Origin of the sequence: Citrobacter sp. Ce104 (genome assembly GCF_030334595.1) — a bacterium.
Lineage (GTDB): Bacteria > Pseudomonadota > Gammaproteobacteria > Enterobacterales > Enterobacteriaceae > Citrobacter > Citrobacter europaeus.
Genome location: NZ_JAOWDP010000066.1, coordinates 111,698 through 131,935, shown reverse-complemented (window position 1 = coordinate 131,935; position 20,238 = coordinate 111,698). Strand labels below are relative to the sequence as shown.

General features: G+C 53.6%; 14 protein-coding genes. 12 read left to right on the top strand and 2 right to left on the bottom strand.

Annotated elements, in window-relative coordinates; genetic code table 11:
* Positions 1–3: 3 nt before the first annotated feature.
* From OGW16_RS16955 to OGW16_RS16935, 5 genes are all read left to right on the top strand, one after another.
* Positions 4–453 (top strand): flavodoxin, encoded by a 450-nt coding sequence (locus tag OGW16_RS16955; protein WP_075145692.1) that lies wholly within the window; start codon positions 4–6, stop codon positions 451–453.
* A 342-nt stretch (positions 454–795) separates the two neighbouring features.
* On the top strand, positions 796–2,148 hold the full coding sequence (gene gudP, locus OGW16_RS16950; RefSeq protein ID WP_003034105.1) for a galactarate/glucarate/glycerate transporter GudP: 1,353 nt from the start codon (positions 796–798) through the stop codon (positions 2,146–2,148).
* A gap of 2 nt (positions 2,149–2,150) precedes the next feature.
* Entirely contained in the window at positions 2,151–3,491 is a 1,341-nt protein-coding gene (locus OGW16_RS16945) for an enolase C-terminal domain-like protein (protein ID WP_043017405.1), read from the top strand.
* A 20-nt stretch (positions 3,492–3,511) separates the two neighbouring features.
* Complete coding sequence (gudD, locus tag OGW16_RS16940) at positions 3,512–4,852, top strand: glucarate dehydratase (RefSeq protein WP_100194790.1); 1,341 nt, start codon at positions 3,512–3,514, stop codon at positions 4,850–4,852.
* 81 nt (positions 4,853–4,933) lie between these two features.
* Positions 4,934–6,076 carry a glycerate kinase gene (locus OGW16_RS16935; RefSeq protein WP_047409042.1) on the top strand — a complete coding sequence of 381 codons (1,143 nt, stop codon included), beginning with the start codon at positions 4,934–4,936 and terminating at the stop codon, positions 6,074–6,076.
* Between the two features lie 109 nt (positions 6,077–6,185).
* Here the strand turns inward: OGW16_RS16935 and barA are convergent, their stop codons facing one another.
* Entirely contained in the window at positions 6,186–8,942 is a 2,757-nt protein-coding gene (barA, locus tag OGW16_RS16930; protein ID WP_220771448.1) for a two-component sensor histidine kinase BarA, read from the bottom strand.
* A gap of 57 nt (positions 8,943–8,999) precedes the next feature.
* Between barA and rlmD the strand changes: the two genes are divergently transcribed.
* From rlmD to eno, 5 genes are all read left to right on the top strand, one after another.
* Entirely contained in the window at positions 9,000–10,298 is a 1,299-nt protein-coding gene (gene rlmD / locus OGW16_RS16925; RefSeq protein WP_043017401.1) for a 23S rRNA (uracil(1939)-C(5))-methyltransferase RlmD, read from the top strand.
* 100 nt (positions 10,299–10,398) lie between these two features.
* Positions 10,399–12,633, top strand: a complete 2,235-nt coding sequence (gene relA / locus OGW16_RS16920) for a GTP diphosphokinase (protein WP_043017400.1) — start codon at positions 10,399–10,401, stop codon at positions 12,631–12,633.
* A gap of 130 nt (positions 12,634–12,763) precedes the next feature.
* Complete coding sequence (gene mazG / locus OGW16_RS16915; protein ID WP_043017399.1) at positions 12,764–13,555, top strand: nucleoside triphosphate pyrophosphohydrolase; 792 nt, start codon at positions 12,764–12,766, stop codon at positions 13,553–13,555.
* Between the two features lie 350 nt (positions 13,556–13,905).
* Positions 13,906–15,543, top strand: a complete 1,638-nt coding sequence (pyrG, locus tag OGW16_RS16910) for a glutamine hydrolyzing CTP synthase (protein WP_043017398.1) — start codon at positions 13,906–13,908, stop codon at positions 15,541–15,543.
* Between the two features lie 87 nt (positions 15,544–15,630).
* Positions 15,631–16,929 carry a phosphopyruvate hydratase gene (eno, locus tag OGW16_RS16905; protein WP_003034129.1) on the top strand — a complete coding sequence of 433 codons (1,299 nt, stop codon included), beginning with the start codon at positions 15,631–15,633 and terminating at the stop codon, positions 16,927–16,929.
* Positions 16,930–16,984: 55 nt separating this feature from the next.
* Here eno and OGW16_RS16900 read toward each other — a convergent pair whose 3' ends face one another.
* Positions 16,985–17,809 carry a MurR/RpiR family transcriptional regulator gene (locus tag OGW16_RS16900; RefSeq protein ID WP_213733568.1) on the bottom strand — a complete coding sequence of 275 codons (825 nt, stop codon included), beginning with the start codon at positions 17,807–17,809 and terminating at the stop codon, positions 16,985–16,987.
* 165 nt (positions 17,810–17,974) lie between these two features.
* Here OGW16_RS16900 and OGW16_RS16895 point away from each other — a divergent pair, with 165 nt between their 5' ends.
* A complete protein-coding gene (locus tag OGW16_RS16895; RefSeq protein WP_075146365.1) occupies positions 17,975–19,531 on the top strand; it encodes a maltose/glucose-specific PTS transporter subunit IIC in 1,557 nt (518 codons plus the stop codon).
* Positions 19,531–20,220: an N-acetylmannosamine-6-phosphate 2-epimerase gene (locus OGW16_RS16890; RefSeq protein WP_047409050.1), complete on the top strand. Its 690-nt coding sequence runs from the start codon at positions 19,531–19,533 to the stop codon at positions 20,218–20,220. The genes OGW16_RS16895 and OGW16_RS16890 overlap by 1 nt, the downstream gene beginning before the upstream one ends.
* Positions 20,221–20,238: the final 18 nt, after the last annotated feature.

Sequence of the window (20,238 nt, the reverse complement as noted above, 5' to 3'; positions counted from 1 at the left end):
GTTATGGCGGAAATTGGAATTTTTGTCGGCACAATGTACGGAAACGCACTGCTGGTTGCCGAAGAGGCCGAAGCGATTTTGACGGCGCAGGGTCATAAAGCCACGGTGTTCGAAGATCCGGAGCTCAGCGACTGGCAGGCATATCAGGATAAATATGTGCTGGTCGTGACCTCAACGACCGGGCAGGGCGATTTGCCGGATAGCATTGTGCCGCTGTTTCAGGGAATCAAAGATAATCTCGGTTTTCAGCCAAATCTGCATTACGGGATCATTGCCCTGGGCGACAGTAGCTACGTTAATTTTTGCAATGGCGGTAAGCAGTTCGATGCGCTGTTGCAGGAGCAAAGCGCTCAACGCGTAGGTGAAATGCTGCTGATTGACGCCAGCGAACATCCTGAACCGGAAAGCGAATCTAATCCCTGGGTAGAAAACTGGGGAACCTTGCTTAAATAACCCTTCGCCTGCACGGGCATTCAATCCCCATTTGAACCGTAGGCCGGGTCTGGCGCAGCCGCCACCCGGCAATAAAACCCCAATTACGTGAACTAACTTCCACTGCTTTGGGCTTATGCCCCAAACAACTTCTCACTGCCTCTCTAATGTTGTGTTCATGCACGGTGAGGGTCAGTGGCACTCCTTCATATACTTTTCCCGTCAGTTCCCGAAAAGGCAGCGAGTCAGAATAAAACGGCCCTGAGCTGTACCAAAACTGCCACACACTAACCTCTCATTCTGATCACCCTACAGGTGCTGTACAGAATGAACTGGCGACAGCCAAGATTCAGGAGTGCAACAATGAGTTCATTAAGTCAGGCGGCGAGCAGCGCGGAAAAACGCACTAACGCTCGCTACTGGATAGTGGTGATGCTGTTTATCGTCACATCCTTCAACTACGGCGATCGCGCCACCTTATCCATTGCCGGTTCGGAGATGGCCAAAGACATTGGCCTGGATGCCGTAGGTATGGGGTATGTATTCTCCGCTTTCTCATGGGCCTATGTTATCGGCCAGATCCCCGGCGGCTGGCTGCTCGACCGCTTCGGTTCAAAACGCGTCTACTTCTGGTCCATCTTTATCTGGTCCATGTTTACCCTGCTGCAGGGCTTCGTTGATATCTTCAGTGGCTTCGGCATTATCGTTGCGCTGTTTACCCTGCGCTTCCTCGTGGGGCTAGCTGAAGCACCCTCCTTCCCCGGCAACAGTCGGATTGTGGCGGCGTGGTTCCCTGCGCAGGAAAGGGGCACGGCGGTCGCTATCTTTAACTCTGCGCAATACTTTGCCACCGTTATCTTCGCGCCAATCATGGGGTGGCTGACCCACGAAGTGGGCTGGTCGCACGTGTTCTTCTTTATGGGCGGTCTTGGGATTGTTATCAGCTTTATCTGGCTGAAGGTGATTCATGAACCGAATCAGCATCCGGGTGTAAACCAAAAAGAGCTGGAGTACATTGCCGAAGGCGGGGCGCTGATCAACATGGATCAGGCGGCCGCCAAAGCCAAAGTACCGTTCAGCGTGAAGTGGGGGCAGATCAAGCAACTGTTGGGTTCACGGATGATGATCGGTATTTACATCGGCCAATACTGCATAAACGCGTTGACCTACTTCTTTATCACCTGGTTCCCGGTTTATCTGGTACAGGCGCGGGGCATGTCGATTTTGAAAGCCGGTTTTGTTGCCTCGGTCCCGGCCATATGCGGATTCGCAGGCGGCGTGCTCGGCGGCATTATTTCCGACTGGCTGATGCGCCGTACCGGCTCGCTAAATATCGCCCGTAAAACGCCAATCGTGCTGGGTATGCTGTTGTCGATGGTGATGGTGTTCTGTAACTACGTCAACGTGGAGTGGATGATCATCGGCTTTATGGCGCTGGCCTTCTTCGGTAAAGGCATCGGTGCGTTGGGATGGGCGGTGATGGCGGATACCGCGCCAAAAGAGATCAGCGGTCTGAGCGGCGGTCTGTTCAATATGTTTGGCAACATCTCCGGGATTGTCACGCCAATTGCTATCGGCTACATCGTAGGGACCACCGGCTCATTTAACGGCGCGTTGATTTACGTCGGGGTGCATGCGCTGATTGCGGTAGTGAGCTATCTGGTGCTGGTGGGTGATATTAAACGTATCGAACTGAAACCTGTCGCAGGACAATGATGATGACAACACAATCGAGTCCCGTTATTACCGATATGAAGGTCATCCCGGTGGCCGGGCATGACAGCATGCTACTCAATATAGGCGGGGCGCATAACGCATACTTTACCCGCAATATCGTGGTGCTCACCGATAACGCCGGCAATACCGGAGTTGGTGAAGCGCCGGGCGGTGAAGTGATTTATCAGACGCTGGTTGAGGCGATTCCACAGGTGTTAGGCCAGGAGGTCGCACGCCTGAATAAGGTGGTTCAGCAGGTGCATAAAGGCAATCAGGCCGCTGATTTTGACACTTTCGGCAAAGGCGCCTGGACCTTTGAACTACGGGTCAACGCGGTGGCGGCGCTGGAAGCCGCGCTGCTCGACCTGCTGGGCAAGGCGCTGAACGTGCCGGTCTGTGAATTGTTAGGGCCTGGCAAACAGCGCGATGCGGTCACCGTGCTCGGCTATCTGTTCTATGTAGGCGATCGCAGCAAAACCGATCTGCCGTATCTGGAAAGCACGCCGGGTAACCATGAGTGGTATCACCTGCGTCACCAGCAAGCGATGAACAGTGAGGCGGTGGTGCGTCTGGCTCAGGCGTCGCAGGATCGCTACGGTTTTAAAGATTTCAAACTTAAAGGCGGCGTGCTGCCCGGCGAGCAGGAAATCGATACCGCTCGCGCGTTGAAAAAATGCTTCCCGGATGCGCGTATTACGGTCGATCCCAACGGCGCCTGGCTGCTGGATGAAGCCATCTCTCTGTGTAAAGGGCTGAACGATGTTCTGACCTACGCCGAAGATCCGTGCGGCGCTGAACAGGGTTTTTCGGGGCGTGAAGTGATGGCCGAGTTCCGCCGCGCGACCGGTCTGCCAGTAGCAACGAACATGATAGCCACCAACTGGCGTGAGATGGGCCATGCGGTGATGCTGAACTCAGTAGATATTCCGCTGGCCGATCCGCATTTCTGGACCCTTTCCGGCGCGGTGCGCGTGGCACAGTTATGCGATGACTGGGGACTGACCTGGGGCTGCCACTCGAACAATCATTTTGATATTTCATTGGCGATGTTCACTCACGTCGGCGCCGCGGCGCCGGGCAACCCGACGGCTATCGACACCCACTGGATCTGGCAGGAGGGAGATTGTCGCCTGACCAAAAATCCGCTGGAGATTAAAAACGGAAAAATTGCGGTACCCGACGCGCCCGGCCTGGGCGTGGAACTGGACTGGGAACAGGTACAAAAAGCGCATGAAGCCTATAAGGCGCTGCCCGGCGGCGCGCGTAATGACGCAGGCCCAATGCAGTATCTGATCCCCGGATGGACTTTTGACCGTAAACGTCCTGTTTTCGGCCGCCACTAATTTTGAATAAGGACTTAATTATGAGCGCACAATTTACCACTCCCGTCGTGACTTCCATGCAGGTTATTCCGGTGGCAGGCCATGACAGCATGCTGATGAACCTGAGCGGCGCACATGCCCCGTTCTTCACGCGTAATATTGTAATTATTAAAGATAACTCCGGTCATACCGGCGTGGGTGAGATACCCGGCGGCGAGAAAATTCGTCAGACCCTGGAAGATGCCATTCCGCTGGTGGTAGGCAAAACGTTAGGCGAATACAAAAACGTACTGAATGCGGTCCGCAATACCTTTGCCGATCGTGATGCCGGTGGACGTGGTTTGCAGACCTTCGATTTACGTACCACTATTCATGTGGTTACCGGGATCGAAGCGGCCATGTTGGATCTGCTGGGCCAGCATCTGGGCGTCAACGTCGCTTCATTGCTGGGCGAAGGCCAACAGCGTAGCGAAGTTGAAATGTTGGGTTACCTGTTCTTCGTCGGCAACCGCAACGCGACACCGCTGCCGTATCAGAGCCAACCGGATGAGAAATGCGACTGGTATCGCCTGCGTCATGAAGAGGCGATGACCCCGGATGCGGTGGTGCGCCTGGCGGAAGCGGCGTATGAGAAATATGGTTTCAACGACTTCAAGCTGAAAGGCGGCGTATTGGCCGGAGAAGAAGAAGCGGAATCTATTGTGGCGCTGGCGAAACGCTTTCCACAGGCGCGCGTCACGCTCGATCCCAATGGCGCATGGTCGTTAAATGAAGCGATTAAAATTGGTAAGTACCTGAAAGGAACGCTGGCTTATGCGGAAGATCCTTGCGGCGCTGAGCAGGGGTTCTCTGGTCGTGAAGTCATGGCGGAATTCCGTCGTGCAACCGGTCTGCCGACCGCCACCAACATGATCGCCACCGACTGGCGTCAGATGGGGCATACGCTGTCGTTACAGTCCGTGGATATCCCGCTGGCGGACCCGCACTTCTGGACCATGCAAGGGTCGGTTCGTGTGGCGCAGATGTGCCATGATTTTGGGTTGACCTGGGGCTCGCACTCTAACAACCACTTTGATATTTCGCTGGCGATGTTTACGCATGTCGCGGCGGCGGCTCCGGGCAAAATTACCGCGATCGATACGCACTGGATCTGGCAGGAAGGCAATCAACGCCTGACCAAAGAGCCATTTGAAATCAAAGGCGGCATGGTACAGGTACCGGCGAAACCGGGTCTGGGCGTGGAGCTGGATATGGATCAGGTCATGAAAGCTCACGAGCTGTATCAGCAACATGGGCTGGGGGCGCGTGATGATGCGATGGGGATGCAGTATCTGATCCCGAACTGGACGTTTGATAATAAGCGTCCGTGCATGGTACGCTAAGCGAACTGGGACCGATCCCATGAAGGGGCGGTTTTTATCCTGGTATATGCTTAACACAGTCAACATGCGTAAGGATGCTTTATGAAAATAGTAATCGCACCGGATTCCTATAAGGAAAGTTTGAGTGCGCTTGAAGTGGCAACGGCTATTGAGCTGGGATTTCGTGAGATCTGGCCTGAGGCGGATTACGTGAAAATCCCAGTCGCGGACGGCGGTGAAGGAACGGTCGAAGCGATGGTTGCCGCAACGCAAGGCCACCTTGTGCATGTTGATGTTACCGGCCCTCTGGGCAACACAATTCAGGCATTTTATGGTTTGTCCGGTGATGAGCGGTCGGCGTTTATCGAAATGGCGGCCGCCAGCGGGCTGGAGCAGGTTCCTGCTGATTTACGCGATCCGTTGAAAACCACCTCCTGGGGAACCGGGGAGCTAATCCGTCATGCGCTGGACGCTGGTGTTGAGCATATCATTATTGGGATTGGCGGTAGCGCCACCAATGATGGCGGTGCCGGGATGGTGCAAGCGCTGGGAGCTAAATTGCTGGATGCGCAAAATAACGATATTGCTCATGGCGGGGCTGGCCTCGAATCGCTCGCCCGGATTGATATCTCTCAGTTAGACCAGCGACTTGCCGCGTGTCGTATTGAAGTGGCCTGCGACGTGACTAATCCGTTGACCGGTGAAGAGGGGGCCTCTGCGGTATTTGGCCCGCAAAAAGGGGCAACGCCGGAGATGATTACCCGCCTTGATCGGGCGCTCACGCACTATGCCCAACTCATTGCCCGCGATCTGGACATCAACGTGCTGGAGCTGGCGGGCGGTGGCGCGGCTGGCGGCATGGGGGCGGCGCTGTATGCGTTTTGTGGCGCACAGCTACGCTGCGGTATTGAGGTGGTGACGGATGCGTTACACCTCGACGACTGCGTTGCGGATGCGGACTTAGTGGTCACGGGCGAAGGACGTATCGACAGCCAGACCATTCACGGTAAGGTTCCGGTTGGCGTAGCGAAGGTGGCAAAGCGTTACAATAAACCGGTTATCGGCATTGCCGGTAGCCTGACGGCCGATGTTGGTGTGGTACACGAGCATGGGCTGGATGCGGTTTTCAGCGTCATCTATACCATTTGTACGCTGGATGAAGCGCTAAAGAACGCGAGCGAGAACGTGCGAATGACGGCGAGAAACGTGGCTGCAACGCTCAAAGCAGGGCAACAATTACGCTGAATTGTTAGCCGCATTCGGCGATGTGCCCGATGCGCGACGCTTATCGGGCCTACGGTAAACAGCGAAACCTGTAGGCCGGATAAGGCGTTTACGCCGCATCCGGCGAATATCACCCCAATATCCGTTTCGCTTCGCGTGCAACGTTGTCCATTTCATCCAGAAGCTCTAAAAACTCAGGCTCCAGCTCTTCTTCTTTGGTTCCGCTACGTAATTGCTGCTCAATAAGCTGACACAGGTTTTTCATACGGGGAACGCCGCTATAGCCGCAGCTGCCGTGCAGCTTGTGGATCATATCTACCAACCCTTCCGGGTTTTCACCTACCAGCTGTTCTTCAATTCTGTTCCGCACTTCGGGCAGAAAATCGAGCAGCATTTGCAGCATGTCGCGCGCCAAATCGTTTTTACCCGCGGCTTGTCTTAATGCCAGTTGCCAGTCGAGTGTGGTATTAGGATTGACGACCGGCTCAACAGGTTCAACCGCGAGCACCCGAAGCGATGAGCTTGCGCCGGGTTTGTAGCGTAACAGCAGATTATGCAGCTTATCTTCTTCGATAGGCTTCGCCAGGTAATCGTTCATCCCGGCGCTGAGCAGCTTCTCTTTCTGCCCGGCCATGGCATGCGCGGTGACCGCAATGACCGGCGTCTGCTGTTGATGAGGAAGCTGGTGGATCAGTTCGCAGGCGCGAATACCGTCCATGTCTGGCATTTGAATATCCATCAGGATCAGATCAAACTGCATCTGTTTGGCACGATCCACTGCCTGATGTCCGCTGTCGCAGAGCACCACGTGCTGCACTTTATCTTCCAGCAGTGCGCCAATCAGCTTGAGGTTCGCCGGGTTGTCGTCCACCGCCATGACGGTCATCGCGATTTTGCTCTCGTCTAACAGCAGCGGATCTGCGCGGTGGTTCAACTGACAATACTCTGTCAGCGCAGGCAGTAAGCGGGTTGAGGTGAGAGGTTTCAACAGACACGCCGCCGCGCCGCCTTGTTTTAACTTCTCTGCGTTAATCTGCGCATGGCAAGGCAGGGCCAGTAACAAAAAGTCGGTCATCGCCGCAGCGCTTGCCAACCGCTCATGCTGCATGGTGAGCGGTTCGCGTAACGTGACCGGAATGCCGAGCAGCAGAATATCGTAGTGATCCTTCGGCAGCCCGGAGAACGAAGGGCTGTAAATCACCTCCAGCGGCGTTTCACTCAAGATATCTAACGTGCATTGCGCGGCTGTGGCGTTAGGTTCGACGTAGGCCAGTCGTTTACCGGCCAGACAGAGCGTGGTTGAGCGATCAACGAGAACGTTAGGATTGAGATCGAGGCTGATATGGAACCAGAACGTGGATCCCCGGTTCGGTTGGCTGTGGAAGGAGATATCCCCGCCCATTTCGTTGACCAGTTTTTGCGTAATCACCAAACCCAGCCCCGTCCCGCCGTGGCGTCGGGAAATACTGGCATCCGCCTGGCGGAAGGCCTGGAACAGGCGTGACTGATCGCGCTCAGGGATACCAATCCCGGTATCGCGGATTTGTACTTCAATCTGCACTTTCGTGTTACTGAGGGCGCGTTTCTCAACCAGAATATCGATATTGCCGCCTTCGGTAAATTTGATGGCATTGCCGACCAGGTTAGTGATCACCTGCTGTAAGCGCAGCGGGTCGCCGATGACGTTGTCCGGCACGTCATTCTTAATATTCAGCGTCAGCTCAAGCCCTTTATCATGGGATGAGTGCGCTAACAGCGTGACGACGTCATCCAGCGTGCTGCGCAGCGGGAACGGGATGCTTTCCAGAATCAGCTTGCCGGCCTCCAGTTTGGAGAAGTCGAGCACATCATTGATGATGGCCAGCAGATTATTGGCCGAACGCTCAATCGTATTCAGGTGATCGCGCTGTGTGGTATTGAGCTCGGTTTTTAGCGTCAGACGGGTGAAGCCAATCACGCCATTCAGCGGGGTACGCAGCTCGTGCGACATGTTAGCCAGAAACTCAGACTTAATACGCGCCGCTTCCTGGGCGCGTTTCTTCGCCAAATCCAGTTCGACGTTCTGGATTTCCATCTGCTCCAGGGTTTCGCGTAGATCAGAGGTGGCCTGATCGATGTTGTGCTGCATCTCTTCATGGTAAGCCGCGAGAGACATCGCCATCGAGTTGATGCCATTTTTGAGCATATCCAGCTCGCCCAGCATGAAGCCTTCTACCCGGCTGTCGAGCTGTCCTCTACGTATTCGGTCAACGGTATTCACCATATTGCGAATCGGGCCGGTCACGTCGCGCATCAGACGCCAGCCAAAAATTAGCGCAATACCGATGCAAAACAACATCATTACGCTGGAGATAAAGATCTCTTTATACTGCTGCAATCGCACTGACTTGAGGTCCAGCTCAAGCGCCACGTACCCCAGCATGTTTTGCGTATTTTTGGCGTCGCTGACGGCGGATTCATCCGGCGAATAGCTTTCCGATATAATGGGCGTTCGCAGGATCATGATATCCCCGAGCCGGGTGACGCTCAGCTTACGGGGGAATGGTGAACCCGTCGCCAACTGCATTTCAGACGGATCGAGATGAAAATTGGATGTGACGAACAGTCGGTTGTTCTCGTCATAGACAGAAATTGCCCGCACGATATCGGAATGGCGACGATGCAGCACGCTGATAAGTTGGCCGATGGATTCCCTGTTTTGCAGGTTCATGCCATATTCGCTGGAAACCGCGAGTGGCTCAATGATGCTGGCGCCAGCATCTTCCAGTTGACGCTGCAAGTCGTTATAGCGATGCACAACAAAAAAGATACTGAGCAGCAAACCAATCAGGACGGTCGGGGCCAGGATCAGAATCATCATGCGTGCGCGCAGGCTGTAGTTGGTCATGGAGTTCCGTTATGGGACAATTAGGGTCACACTGTTAAATAGAGAAATATCTCGTCGATGGCGCAATTCTACTCTGCAAAACGACGCGTGACGACGCGTCAGATCATAACCGTTACCGTCAATGACCTTGATCCTTTCGGTCAGGGCGTCGCTCGCCACGACGGAAAGGCGTTGTTTATACCGGAATTGCTGCCTCAGGAAAGCGCCGAGGTAGTCATTACCGAAGATAAAAAACAGTTCGCCCGCGCGCAAGTAAAACGACGTTTAAACGACAGCCCGCAGCGTGAAGTGCCACGTTGTCCGCATTTTGGCGTGTGCGGCGGTTGCCAGCAGCAGCATGCCAGCATCTCGTTGCAGCAGCGTAGCAAAAGCGCGGCGTTGTCGCGTTTAATGAAATGTGAAGTGTCGGATGTTATAGCTGATACCCCGTGGGGCTATCGTCGTCGTGCCAGGTTAAGCCTGAACTATCGGCCAAAAGAACAAAAGTTGCAGATGGGATTCCGCAAATCCGGCTCCAGCGACATTATTGATGTCAAACAATGCCCTATTTTGGTGCCCCAGCTTGACGCGTTATTGCCCCACATCAGGGCATGCCTGGAAAGTCTGCAAGGGTTACGCCATCTTGGTCATGTCGAGCTGGTGCAGGCAGGGAGCGGAACCCTGATGATTTTACGCCACACGGCGCCTTTGAGTGCGGCGGATAAAGAAAAACTGGAATGCTTTTCGCATTCTCAGGGGCTGTCTTTGTTTCTGGCCCCGCAAAGCGAGATACTGGAATCATTATCAGAAGAATCGCCCTGGTATGACTCAAATGGGCTACGGTTAACCTTCAGCCCGCGTGATTTTATTCAGGTCAACGAAGGGGTAAACCAACAAATGGTTGCCCGTGCGCTGGAATGGCTCGATGTGCAACCAGAAGATCGCGTACTCGATCTGTTCTGCGGAATGGGAAATTTTACCCTGCCGCTGGCCACCCGGGCAGCAAGCGTGGTGGGCGTGGAAGGGGTGCCTGCGCTGGTGGAAAAAGGCAGGGAAAATGCGCTGAATAACGGTTTGCACAATGTGACATTCTTTCATGAAAACCTTGAGGAAGATGTTACCCGGCAGCCATGGGCGAAAAACGGATTCGACAAAGTATTGCTCGATCCTGCGCGTGCGGGGGCTGCAGGTGTGATGCAACATATTATAAAATTGGAACCTATACGCGTTGTTTATGTATCCTGTAATCCGGCAACGCTGGCTCGTGACAGCGACGCTTTGCTCAATGCGGGGTATGCCATACGGCGACTGGCGATGCTCGATATGTTCCCGCACACTGGACACCTGGAATCAATGGTCCTGTTTGAGCGTATGTAATGAATTTTGTACCCATTGGATTTCGGGTTGTAACGTAGCATGAAAGACAATGGGTATGGCTTGTCGACTTCGACAGGCCTGGCCCCTTAAGGAGAGGACAATGGTTGCGGTAAGAAGTGCACATATAAATAAAGCTGGTGAGTTTGATCCAAAGAAATGGATCGCGAGTCTGGGGATCTCCAGCCAGCAGTCGTGTGAACGCTTAGCCGAAACCTGGGCGTACTGCCAGCAGCAGACACAGGGTCACCCTGATGCGGAGCTGCTGCTGTGGCGTGGCGTGGAGATGGTAGAAATACTCTCCATGTTGAGCATGGATATCGACACGCTGCGCGCAGCAATGCTGTTCCCTCTGGCAGATGCCAACGTGGTCAGTGAAGACATCCTGCGCGAGAGCGTGGGTAAATCCATTGTTCATCTTATCCACGGCGTGCGGGATATGGCGGCAATACGCCAGCTTAAAGCCACGCATACCGATTCAGTCTCTTCCGAGCAGGTCGATAACGTCCGCCGCATGCTGCTGGCTATGGTGGACGATTTTCGCTGCGTGGTCATCAAGCTGGCGGAGCGGATTGCCCATCTGCGCGAAGTGAAAGACGCGCCGGAAGATGAACGCGTACTGGCGGCAAAAGAGTGCACCAATATCTATGCGCCGCTGGCCAACCGTTTGGGCATTGGGCAGTTAAAATGGGAGCTGGAAGATTACTGCTTCCGTTACCTGCACCCGGCTGAATACAAACGTATAGCCAAGCTGCTGCATGAACGTCGTATCGACAGGGAGCATTACATCGATGAGTTCGTCGGTCATTTGCGCTCAGAGATGAAAACGGAAGGCGTCAAAGCCGAAGTGTACGGACGTCCGAAACACATCTACAGCATCTGGCGCAAAATGCAGAAAAAGCAGTTAGCCTTCGATGAACTGTTCGATGTGCGCGCGGTGCGTATCGTGGCCGAGCGTCTACAGGACTGCTACGCCGCGTTGGGGATAGTACATACTCACTATCGCCATCTGCCGGATGAGTTCGATGATTACGTTGCTAATCCAAAACCTAACGGCTACCAGTCAATCCATACGGTTGTACTGGGGCCGGGCGGGAAAACCATCGAAATTCAGATCCGTACCAAACAGATGCACGAAGATGCCGAACTGGGCGTCGCGGCACACTGGAAATACAAAGAGGGCACCGTTTCAGGCGCGGCGCGTTCTGGTCATGAAGATCGTATTGCATGGCTGCGTAAGCTGATCGCCTGGCAGGAAGAGATGGCGGATTCCGGTGAAATGCTGGATGAAGTCCGCAGCCAGGTCTTTGATGATCGCGTGTACGTCTTTACGCCAAAAGGTGATGTTGTGGACTTACCGGCGGGCTCCACGCCGCTCGATTTTGCTTACCACATTCACAGCGATGTGGGACACCGTTGCATTGGCGCGAAAATTGGCGGACGCATTGTACCGTTTACCTACCAGTTGCAGATGGGCGATCAAATTGAAATTATCACCCAGAAGCAGCCAAACCCAAGCCGCGACTGGTTGAATCCTAACCTCGGCTACGTGACCACCAGTCGTGGGCGCTCGAAGATCCACGCCTGGTTCCGTAAACAGGACCGCGACAAAAACATCCTTGCTGGCCGTCAGATCCTTGACGATGAGCTCGCGCATTTAGGCATTAGCCTGAAAGAAGCGGAAAAACACCTGCTGCCGCGCTACAGCTTCAATGAGCTGGAGGAGTTGCTGGCAGCGATTGGCGGGGGCGATATCCGCCTCAACCAGATGGTGAACTTCCTGCAGGCGCAGTTTAATAAGCCAAGCGCTGCCGAACAGGATGCCGCCGCGCTGAAACAGCTTCAGCAGAAAACGCAGGCGCCGCAGAGCCGCCGTAAAGACGACGGTCGCGTGGTGGTTGAAGGGGTGGGTAACCTGATGCACCACATCGCGCGCTGCTGCCAGCCGATTCCTGGCGATGAAATTGTCGGTTTTATCACTCAGGGCCGCGGTATTTCCGTACACCGGGCGGATTGCGAACAGCTGACTGAGCTGCGCTCGCATGCGCCGGAACGTATTGTTGATGCAGTTTGGGGCGAAAGCTACTCGGCAGGATATTCGCTGGTGGTTCGCGTCCAGGCGAACGATCGCAGCGGCTTATTGCGTGATATCACCACGATCCTTGCCAACGAGAAGGTGAACGTACTGGGGGTTGCCAGCCGGAGTGATACCAAACAACAGCTTGCTACCATCGATATGACCATCGAAATCTATAACCTGCAGGTGCTCGGTCGCGTGCTTGGCAAGCTGAACCAGGTACCGGACGTGATCGACGCACGTCGTCTGCACGGTAATTAATTATTTTGTAGGCCGGATAATCTTGTAGGCCTGATAAAACGCGTTAGCGTTGCCATCAGGCATTGCCATGTTGCCGGATGTAGGCTATCGCCTTATCCGGCCTACCGTATTGAAATTCCAGGATATTCCAATGAATCAAATCGACCGACTGCTCGGTATTATGCAGCGCCTGCGCGACCCGGAAAACGGCTGTCCGTGGGACAAAGAGCAGACATTTGCCACTATTGCCCCTTACACCCTCGAAGAAACTTATGAAGTGCTGGACGCCATCGCTCGAGAAGATTTCGACGACCTGCGTGGAGAGTTGGGTGATCTGCTGTTCCAGGTGGTGTTTTACGCCCAGATGGCGCAGGAAGAAGGGCGCTTCAACTTTGATGATATCTGTGCTGCGATAAGCGATAAGCTTGAACGCCGCCACCCGCATGTTTTTGCGGATGTTTCTGCCAGTAACAGCACTGAGGTATTGACCCGCTGGGAGCAAATCAAAAGCGAAGAACGCGCCGAGAAGGCGCAGCATTCCGCGCTCGACGATATCCCCCGTAGTTTACCGGCATTAATGCGCGCACAAAAAATCCAGAAACGTTGCTCAAATGTTGGATTCGACTGGAAAACATTAGGGCCGGTTGTCGACAAGGTTTACGAAGAGATCGACGAAGTCATGTTTGAGGCGAAGCAGGCTGTTGTCGACCAGGCTAAACTGGAGGAGGAAATGGGCGATCTGCTGTTTGCTACGGTCAATATGGCCCGGCATTTAGGCACCAAAGCAGAGACCGCATTGCAAAAAGCGAACGAGAAATTTGAGCGGCGTTTTCGTGAGGTTGAGCGAATTGTGGCTGCTCGCGGTCTGGAAATGACTGGTGTTGATCTGGAAACTATGGAAGAAGTCTGGCAACAGGTAAAACGGCAGGAAATTGATCTCTAAGGGATTTCGTCGGTCAAGGGCGATTTGTGTGATTTTTTAAATAACAAGCGCTTGATTTACGTCAAAAACATTTACCCAAAAGAGGCTATTTTCTCTTCCCGTTATGTTGATGAAACACCTTGTATACTGCCTCATCGAGTGATTCGAGTCGCAACAAGGCGGCGACTGAAAGAATCCTCAGGAACATAGAAATGCTATGTGACTGGGGTGAGTGAAGGAAGCCAACACCGGTGCGGCTTGAAGAACGAAGGAGAGGGAATAATGAAAGTTTGTGGCGCTCGTCATGTTCGGGTATACTACTTTCCCGTCTTGGTAATTCCATCGTTTCACCCTAACTTCTCAGGTCCAGCATGACAACGAACTATATTTTTGTGACCGGCGGGGTCGTATCCTCTCTGGGAAAAGGCATTGCCGCAGCCTCCCTGGCAGCCATTCTTGAAGCCCGTGGCCTCAATGTGACCATGATGAAACTGGATCCGTACATCAACGTCGATCCAGGTACTATGAGCCCAATCCAACACGGGGAAGTGTTCGTTACCGAAGACGGCGCTGAAACCGACCTGGACCTGGGTCACTATGAGCGTTTCATCCGTACCAAAATGAGCCGCCGCAACAACTTCACCACGGGTCGTATCTATTCCGACGTTCTGCGTAAAGAACGCCGTGGCGACTACCTGGGCGCTACCGTTCAGGTTATCCCGCACATCACGAATGCGATTAAAGAACGCGTTCTGGAAGGCGGCGAAGGTCATGATGTTGTTCTGGTCGAAATCGGCGGAACCGTTGGGGATATCGAATCTCTGCCGTTCCTTGAAGCGATTCGCCAGATGGCCGTAGAAATTGGCCGTGAGCACACGCTGTTTATGCATCTGACGCTGGTTCCGTACATGGCGGCGGCAGGTGAAGTCAAAACTAAACCGACCCAGCACTCGGTAAAAGAGCTGCTTTCTATCGGTATTCAGCCAGATATCCTGATTTGCCGCTCCGATCGCGCAGTTCCGGCTAATGAACGTGCGAAAATTGCATTGTTCTGTAACGTTCCGGAAAAAGCGGTGATTTCTCTGAAAGATGTCGATTCCATCTATAAAATTCCGGGCCTGTTGAAATCCCAGGGCCTTGACGATTATATTTGTAAACGATTCAGCTTGAACTGTCCGGAAGCTAATCTGTCAGAATGGGAACAGGTTATCTATGAAGAAGCGAATCCGGCAGGCGAAGTGACTATCGGTATGGTTGGCAAGTACATTGAACTGCCGGATGCCTATAAGTCAGTTATCGAAGCGCTGAAGCACGGTGGTCTGAAGAATCGTGTCACCGTCAATATCAAGCTGATCGATTCGCAAGATGTTGAAACGCGCGGCGTTGAGATCCTGAAAGGTCTTGATGCAATCCTGATCCCTGGCGGCTTCGGCTACCGTGGCGTTGAAGGTAAAATCGCGACGGCGCGCTTTGCGCGTGAGAACAATATTCCTTATCTGGGCATTTGCCTGGGTATGCAGGTTGCGTTGATTGAGTTTGCACGTAACGTAGTAGGTATGGACAACGCCAACTCCACGGAATTTGTGCCAGACTGTAAGTACCCAGTGGTGGCCCTGATTACCGAATGGCGCGATGAAGACGGCAACGTCGAAGTCCGTACCGAGAAGAGCGATCTGGGTGGCACAATGCGCCTTGGCGCGCAGCAGTGTCAGTTGGACGATGAGAGTCTGGTGCGTAAGTTATATGGTACGCCGACCATTGTTGAACGCCATCGCCACCGTTACGAAGTCAACAATATGCTGTTGAAACAGATTGAAGCTGCGGGTCTGCGTATTGCAGGCCGTTCCGGTGATGATCAGTTGGTCGAGATCATTGAGGTACCGAATCATCCGTGGTTCGTGGCCTGTCAGTTCCACCCGGAATTTACTTCCACGCCACGTGATGGGCACCCGCTGTTTGCCGGCTTTGTGAAAGCCGCCAGTGAACATCAGAAGCGTCAGGCGAAGTAAGAAGTAAATAAGTTAGAACGGCAATGCACCCATCCGGGTGCATTGTTTGTCTGGAGTTTTAGTTTAACTTGTACTGAGGAAAATCTAATGTCCAAAATCGTTAAAATCATCGGTCGTGAAATCATCGACTCCCGTGGTAACCCGACTGTTGAAGCCGAAGTACACCTGGAAGGTGGTTTCGTTGGTATGGCAGCAGCTCCGTCAGGTGCTTCTACTGGTTCCCGCGAAGCACTGGAACTGCGCGATGGCGACAAATCTCGTTTCATGGGTAAAGGCGTACTGAAAGCTGTTGCAGCTGTTAACGGCCCAATTGCTCAGGCTCTGCTGGGTAAAGATGCTAAAGATCAGGCTGGCATCGACAAGATCATGATCGATCTGGACGGTACTGAAAACAAATCCAACTTCGGTGCAAACGCCATCCTGGCTGTGTCCCTGGCGAACGCCAAAGCAGCAGCTGCTGCTAAAGGCCTGCCGCTGTATGCACACATCGCTGAACTGAACGGTACTCCGGGTAAATACTCCATGCCGGTTCCGATGATGAACATCATCAACGGTGGTGAGCACGCTGACAACAACGTCGACATCCAGGAATTCATGATTCAGCCGGTTGGCGCTAAGACTCTGAAAGAAGCCGTTCGTATGGGTTCTGAAGTGTTCCACAACCTGGCTAAAGTTCTGAAAGCTAAAGGTATGAACACTGCTGTTGGTGACGAAGGCGGCTACGCGCCGAACCTGGGTTCCAACGCTGAAGCTCTGGCTGTAATCGCTGAAGCGGTAAAAGCAGCTGGCTACGAGCTGGGCAAAGACATCACCCTGGCGATGGACTGTGCAGCTTCTGAATTCTACAAAGACGGTAAATACGTTCTGGCTGGCGAAGGCAACAAAGCATTCACCTCCGAAGAATTCACCCACTTCCTGGAAGAACTGACCAAACAGTACCCGATCGTGTCCATCGAAGATGGTCTGGACGAGTCTGACTGGGACGGTTTTGCATACCAGACTAAAGTACTGGGCGACAAAATCCAGCTGGTTGGTGACGATCTGTTCGTAACCAACACCAAGATCCTGAAAGAAGGCATCGAAAAAGGCATCGTTAACTCCATCCTGATCAAATTCAACCAGATTGGTTCTCTGACCGAAACTCTGGCTGCGATCAAAATGGCGAAAGACGCTGGCTACACCGCTGTCATCTCTCACCGTTCTGGCGAAACTGAAGACGCTACCATCGCTGACCTGGCTGTTGGTACCGCTGCAGGCCAGATCAAAACAGGTTCTATGAGCCGTTCTGACCGCGTTGCTAAATACAACCAGCTGATTCGTATCGAAGAAGCTCTGGGTGAACAAGCACCGTACAACGGTCGTAAAGAGATCAAAGGCCAGGCGTAATCCTGTTCTTTAGCTCTTAACGTAAAAACCCGCTGCGGCGGGTTTTTTTATGTCTTTAAAGCAGCAGTGGTAAGGTCGCGCTGGCGGTTCGCTGGCTCACATCACTGTACTTTTCATCCAGCGCAATCAGCGATGTGGTGAGCAGTTCTACCAACAGCATCACTCCCACCTTGGCGTTTAGCGCGCCAGCACTCAACGGACCCTCAGGTTTGGCTGCGACCAGTTGAATATCACTCAGCGAAGCCAACGGGCTGCGCGGCGTATTACTCAACGCCAGCACGCGCACGCCTTGCTTACGCGCCAGTTTAACGACGTGCAGCAGATCGCGCGTCGAGCCAGAACTGGAAATCGCTACCACGATCGTGTCTTTGTTAAGCGTCGTGGCATTCATGGCTGCACGATGCATGTCGCTGAACAATTGTGCAGGTTTGCCGAGACGCAGGAGTTTGTAATGTAAATACTCCCCCAGAATGGCGCTGGCCGCTACGCCATAAATCTGTACTGACTGAGCCTGATGCAACGCAAGGGCGGCGGCTTCAAGTAATGTCCTGTCGAGTAACTTTGCAGTGTCCTGCAATGCTTGCACCGATTCATTGACCACATTGTCAATTTCATCCCCGCAGTGCTCTACCGGCTGTTCTTGCTGGAGATCGAGTGCCAGCGCCATCTTGAATTCGTTGTAGCCCTTACACCCCAGCGTACGGCACAGACGCGTAACGCTCGCCTCGCTGGTGTCGCTTTCACGCGCCAGTTCGGTAATCGTCAGGTAGACAACTTTTGCCGGATCGCTGAGCACAAACTCTCCCAGCTTCTGCTGTGTTCGGCTATATCCGTCAACGCTCTGGCGCAATCTCAGCAGCAGGTTTTCATTTTCTGACATGCAAAATCCTTAATGCGTTTCTCTGCTGATAGTGTGGCGGAAAGCAGGGGAGAGATGCCAGTCATTTTAAAAAAGTATGATCGGCTTCCTGGATTTTGATGATAATTTTCACTTTTAAAAATTAATATGGTAAAAATTTTCATCATCAATCGGGGAGATGAAAAAATGATGCAAATGTTTAGCGGCGCCTCGTCGGGGGCATGGTTTGAAAAGGCACAGCGGTTCGGCAAATCGTTCATGCTGCCGATTGCGGTATTGCCCGCCGCGGGGCTGTTGCTAGGGATCGGCGGCGCGCTGTCGAATCCAAACACATTGACGGCTTATCCGTTTTTGGACGTTGACTGGTTACAGGCAATCTTCACAATCATGACCAGCGCAGGTTCTATTGTATTTGCCAACCTGTCGGTGCTCTTTGCGGTGGGTGTCGCAGTAGGACTGGCGAAAACGGATAAAGGCACCGCCGGGCTTGCGGCATTGCTGGCATTTCTGGTGATGAATGCCACCATTAATGCCTTATTGACGCTCAACGGAACGCTGGCACACGAGAATCCCGGTGCCGTAGGCCAGGGGATGACGCTGGGCATTCAGACGCTGGAAACAGGTGTGTTTGGTGGGGTGGTGATTGGCCTGGTTACCTGTGCGCTGCATGGCCGTTTCAATAAAGTCTCACTCCCTCAGTTCCTTGGTTTCTTCAGCGGCTCGCGCTTTGTGCCGATTATTAGCTCCCTTGCCGCGATAGTCGTGGGGGCGGTCATGACGGTGGTTTGGCCGCATTTCCAGAAACTCATTTTTGGACTGGGTGGTCTGGTTGATGCGACAGGCTATCTGGGGACGCTGCTGTACGGCTTCATCCTGCGTATGCTCGGCCCATTGGGGTTACACCATATCTTTTATTTGCCCTTCTGGACGACGGCGCTGGGCGGGAGCGAAATCGTCAACGGCCAGTTAGTTGAAGGTACGCAGCGGATTTTCTTTGCCCAACTTGCCGATCCGAATACGCAGCAGTTCTATGCGGGCACCTCGCGCTTTATGTCCGGGCGCTTCATCACCATGATGTTTGGCCTGCTTGGTGCATGCCTGGCGATGTACCATACTGCCAGGCCGGAGAACAGAAAGCTTGTTGCTGGCCTGCTGTTGTCTGCGGCCCTGACCTCTTTCCTGACGGGGATCACTGAGCCTATCGAGTTCTCATTTTTGTTTGTGGCGCCCGTGTTATACGTCATTCACGCCTTCTTCGATGGTCTGGCGTTTATGATGGCTCATATTTTACATATCACTATTGGGCAAACCTTTTCGGGTGGGCTTATCGATTTCCTCCTCTTTGGCGTGCTACAGGGGGAAGCTAAAACCAACTGGATGTACGTCCCCCTGGTGGGGGTACCGTGGTTCTTTCTTTACTACTTCACCTTCCGCTATTTGATTAACCGCTTTAACTGGCTAACGCCTGGCCGTGAAAACGCAACTCCGATGGAATCCAGCCTGCCGCAAAGTGAGCGAGCAGCGGCAGTGATCGCCGGGCTGGGAGGCAAAGATAATCTGGAAGAGGTGGACTGTTGCGCCACACGCTTACGCGTGACGGTGAAAGAGAGCAGCAAGGTAGATGAAGCGACGCTGAAAGCGACCGGAGCGCGTGGCGTAATTATTCGCGGTAACGGTGTTCAGGTGATTTATGGCCCGCATGTCACCATCATTAAAAACGAAGTCGAAGAGATCTTATCGTAATGAAAACTGTACTGGATTCCCTAAAAGGTAAATTAATCGTCTCCTGTCAGGCGCTGGAAAATGAGCCCCTGCACAGTTCGTTTATTATGTCGCGTATGGCGCTGGCGGCAGCCCAGGGCGGTGCGGTAGGTATCCGTGCGAACAGTGTGGTGGATATTCGCGCGATCAAAGAGAGCGTCTCCCTGCCGGTGATTGGGATTATTAAGCGCGATTATCCGGGCAGTGATGTGTTTATTACGGCTACTCTACGGGAAGTGGATGAGCTAATGACAGTTGGACCGGAAATTATTGCTCTGGATGCGACAGCGCGCCCGCGCCCTGGTGGACAAACGCTGGAAGAGCTGGTCACGCAAATCCGCGCTCGATACCCGTCCGTACTGCTGATGGCGGATATCGCCACCGTAAACGAGGCGGTGACAGCTGAGCGTCTGGGTTTTGACTGCGTGGGCACCACGCTTTACGGCTATACCGCTGACACTGCCGGGCATGTGCTGGCGGAAAACGACTGTGGTTTTTTACGTGAGGTATTGGCTGCGGTCAGCATACCGGTCGTAGCGGAAGGAAACGTCGATACCCCGGAACGCGCCGCACGTTGTCTGGCATTAGGCGCTCATACCGTGGTGGTTGGGGGGGCTATAACGCGTCCGCAGCAGATAACGGCACGCTTTGTCGCGGCGATCGCCTCGTAAAGCATCGATGGGGCATGA

Excerpts from the sequence above, each read along its gene's own strand:
- eno (WP_003034129.1), top strand. The coding sequence starts at position 15,631 with ATGTCCAAAATCGTTAAAATCATCGGTCGTGAAATCATCGACTCCCGT.
- rlmD (WP_043017401.1), top strand. The coding sequence starts at position 9,000 with ATGGCGCAATTCTACTCTGCAAAACGACGCGTGACGACGCGTCAGATC.
- OGW16_RS16890 (WP_047409050.1), top strand. The coding sequence starts at position 19,531 with ATGAAAACTGTACTGGATTCCCTAAAAGGTAAATTAATCGTCTCCTGT.
- gudD (WP_100194790.1), top strand. The coding sequence starts at position 3,512 with ATGAGCGCACAATTTACCACTCCCGTCGTGACTTCCATGCAGGTTATT.
- relA (WP_043017400.1), top strand. The coding sequence starts at position 10,399 with ATGGTTGCGGTAAGAAGTGCACATATAAATAAAGCTGGTGAGTTTGAT.
- gudP (WP_003034105.1), top strand. The coding sequence starts at position 796 with ATGAGTTCATTAAGTCAGGCGGCGAGCAGCGCGGAAAAACGCACTAAC.
- barA (WP_220771448.1), bottom strand. The coding sequence starts at position 8,942 with ATGACCAACTACAGCCTGCGCGCACGCATGATGATTCTGATCCTGGCC.
- OGW16_RS16955 (WP_075145692.1), top strand. The coding sequence starts at position 4 with ATGGCGGAAATTGGAATTTTTGTCGGCACAATGTACGGAAACGCACTG.
- mazG (WP_043017399.1), top strand. The coding sequence starts at position 12,764 with ATGAATCAAATCGACCGACTGCTCGGTATTATGCAGCGCCTGCGCGAC.
- OGW16_RS16945 (WP_043017405.1), top strand. The coding sequence starts at position 2,151 with ATGACAACACAATCGAGTCCCGTTATTACCGATATGAAGGTCATCCCG.
- OGW16_RS16935 (WP_047409042.1), top strand. The coding sequence starts at position 4,934 with ATGAAAATAGTAATCGCACCGGATTCCTATAAGGAAAGTTTGAGTGCG.
- pyrG (WP_043017398.1), top strand. The coding sequence starts at position 13,906 with ATGACAACGAACTATATTTTTGTGACCGGCGGGGTCGTATCCTCTCTG.
- OGW16_RS16900 (WP_213733568.1), bottom strand. The coding sequence starts at position 17,809 with ATGTCAGAAAATGAAAACCTGCTGCTGAGATTGCGCCAGAGCGTTGAC.
- OGW16_RS16895 (WP_075146365.1), top strand. The coding sequence starts at position 17,975 with ATGATGCAAATGTTTAGCGGCGCCTCGTCGGGGGCATGGTTTGAAAAG.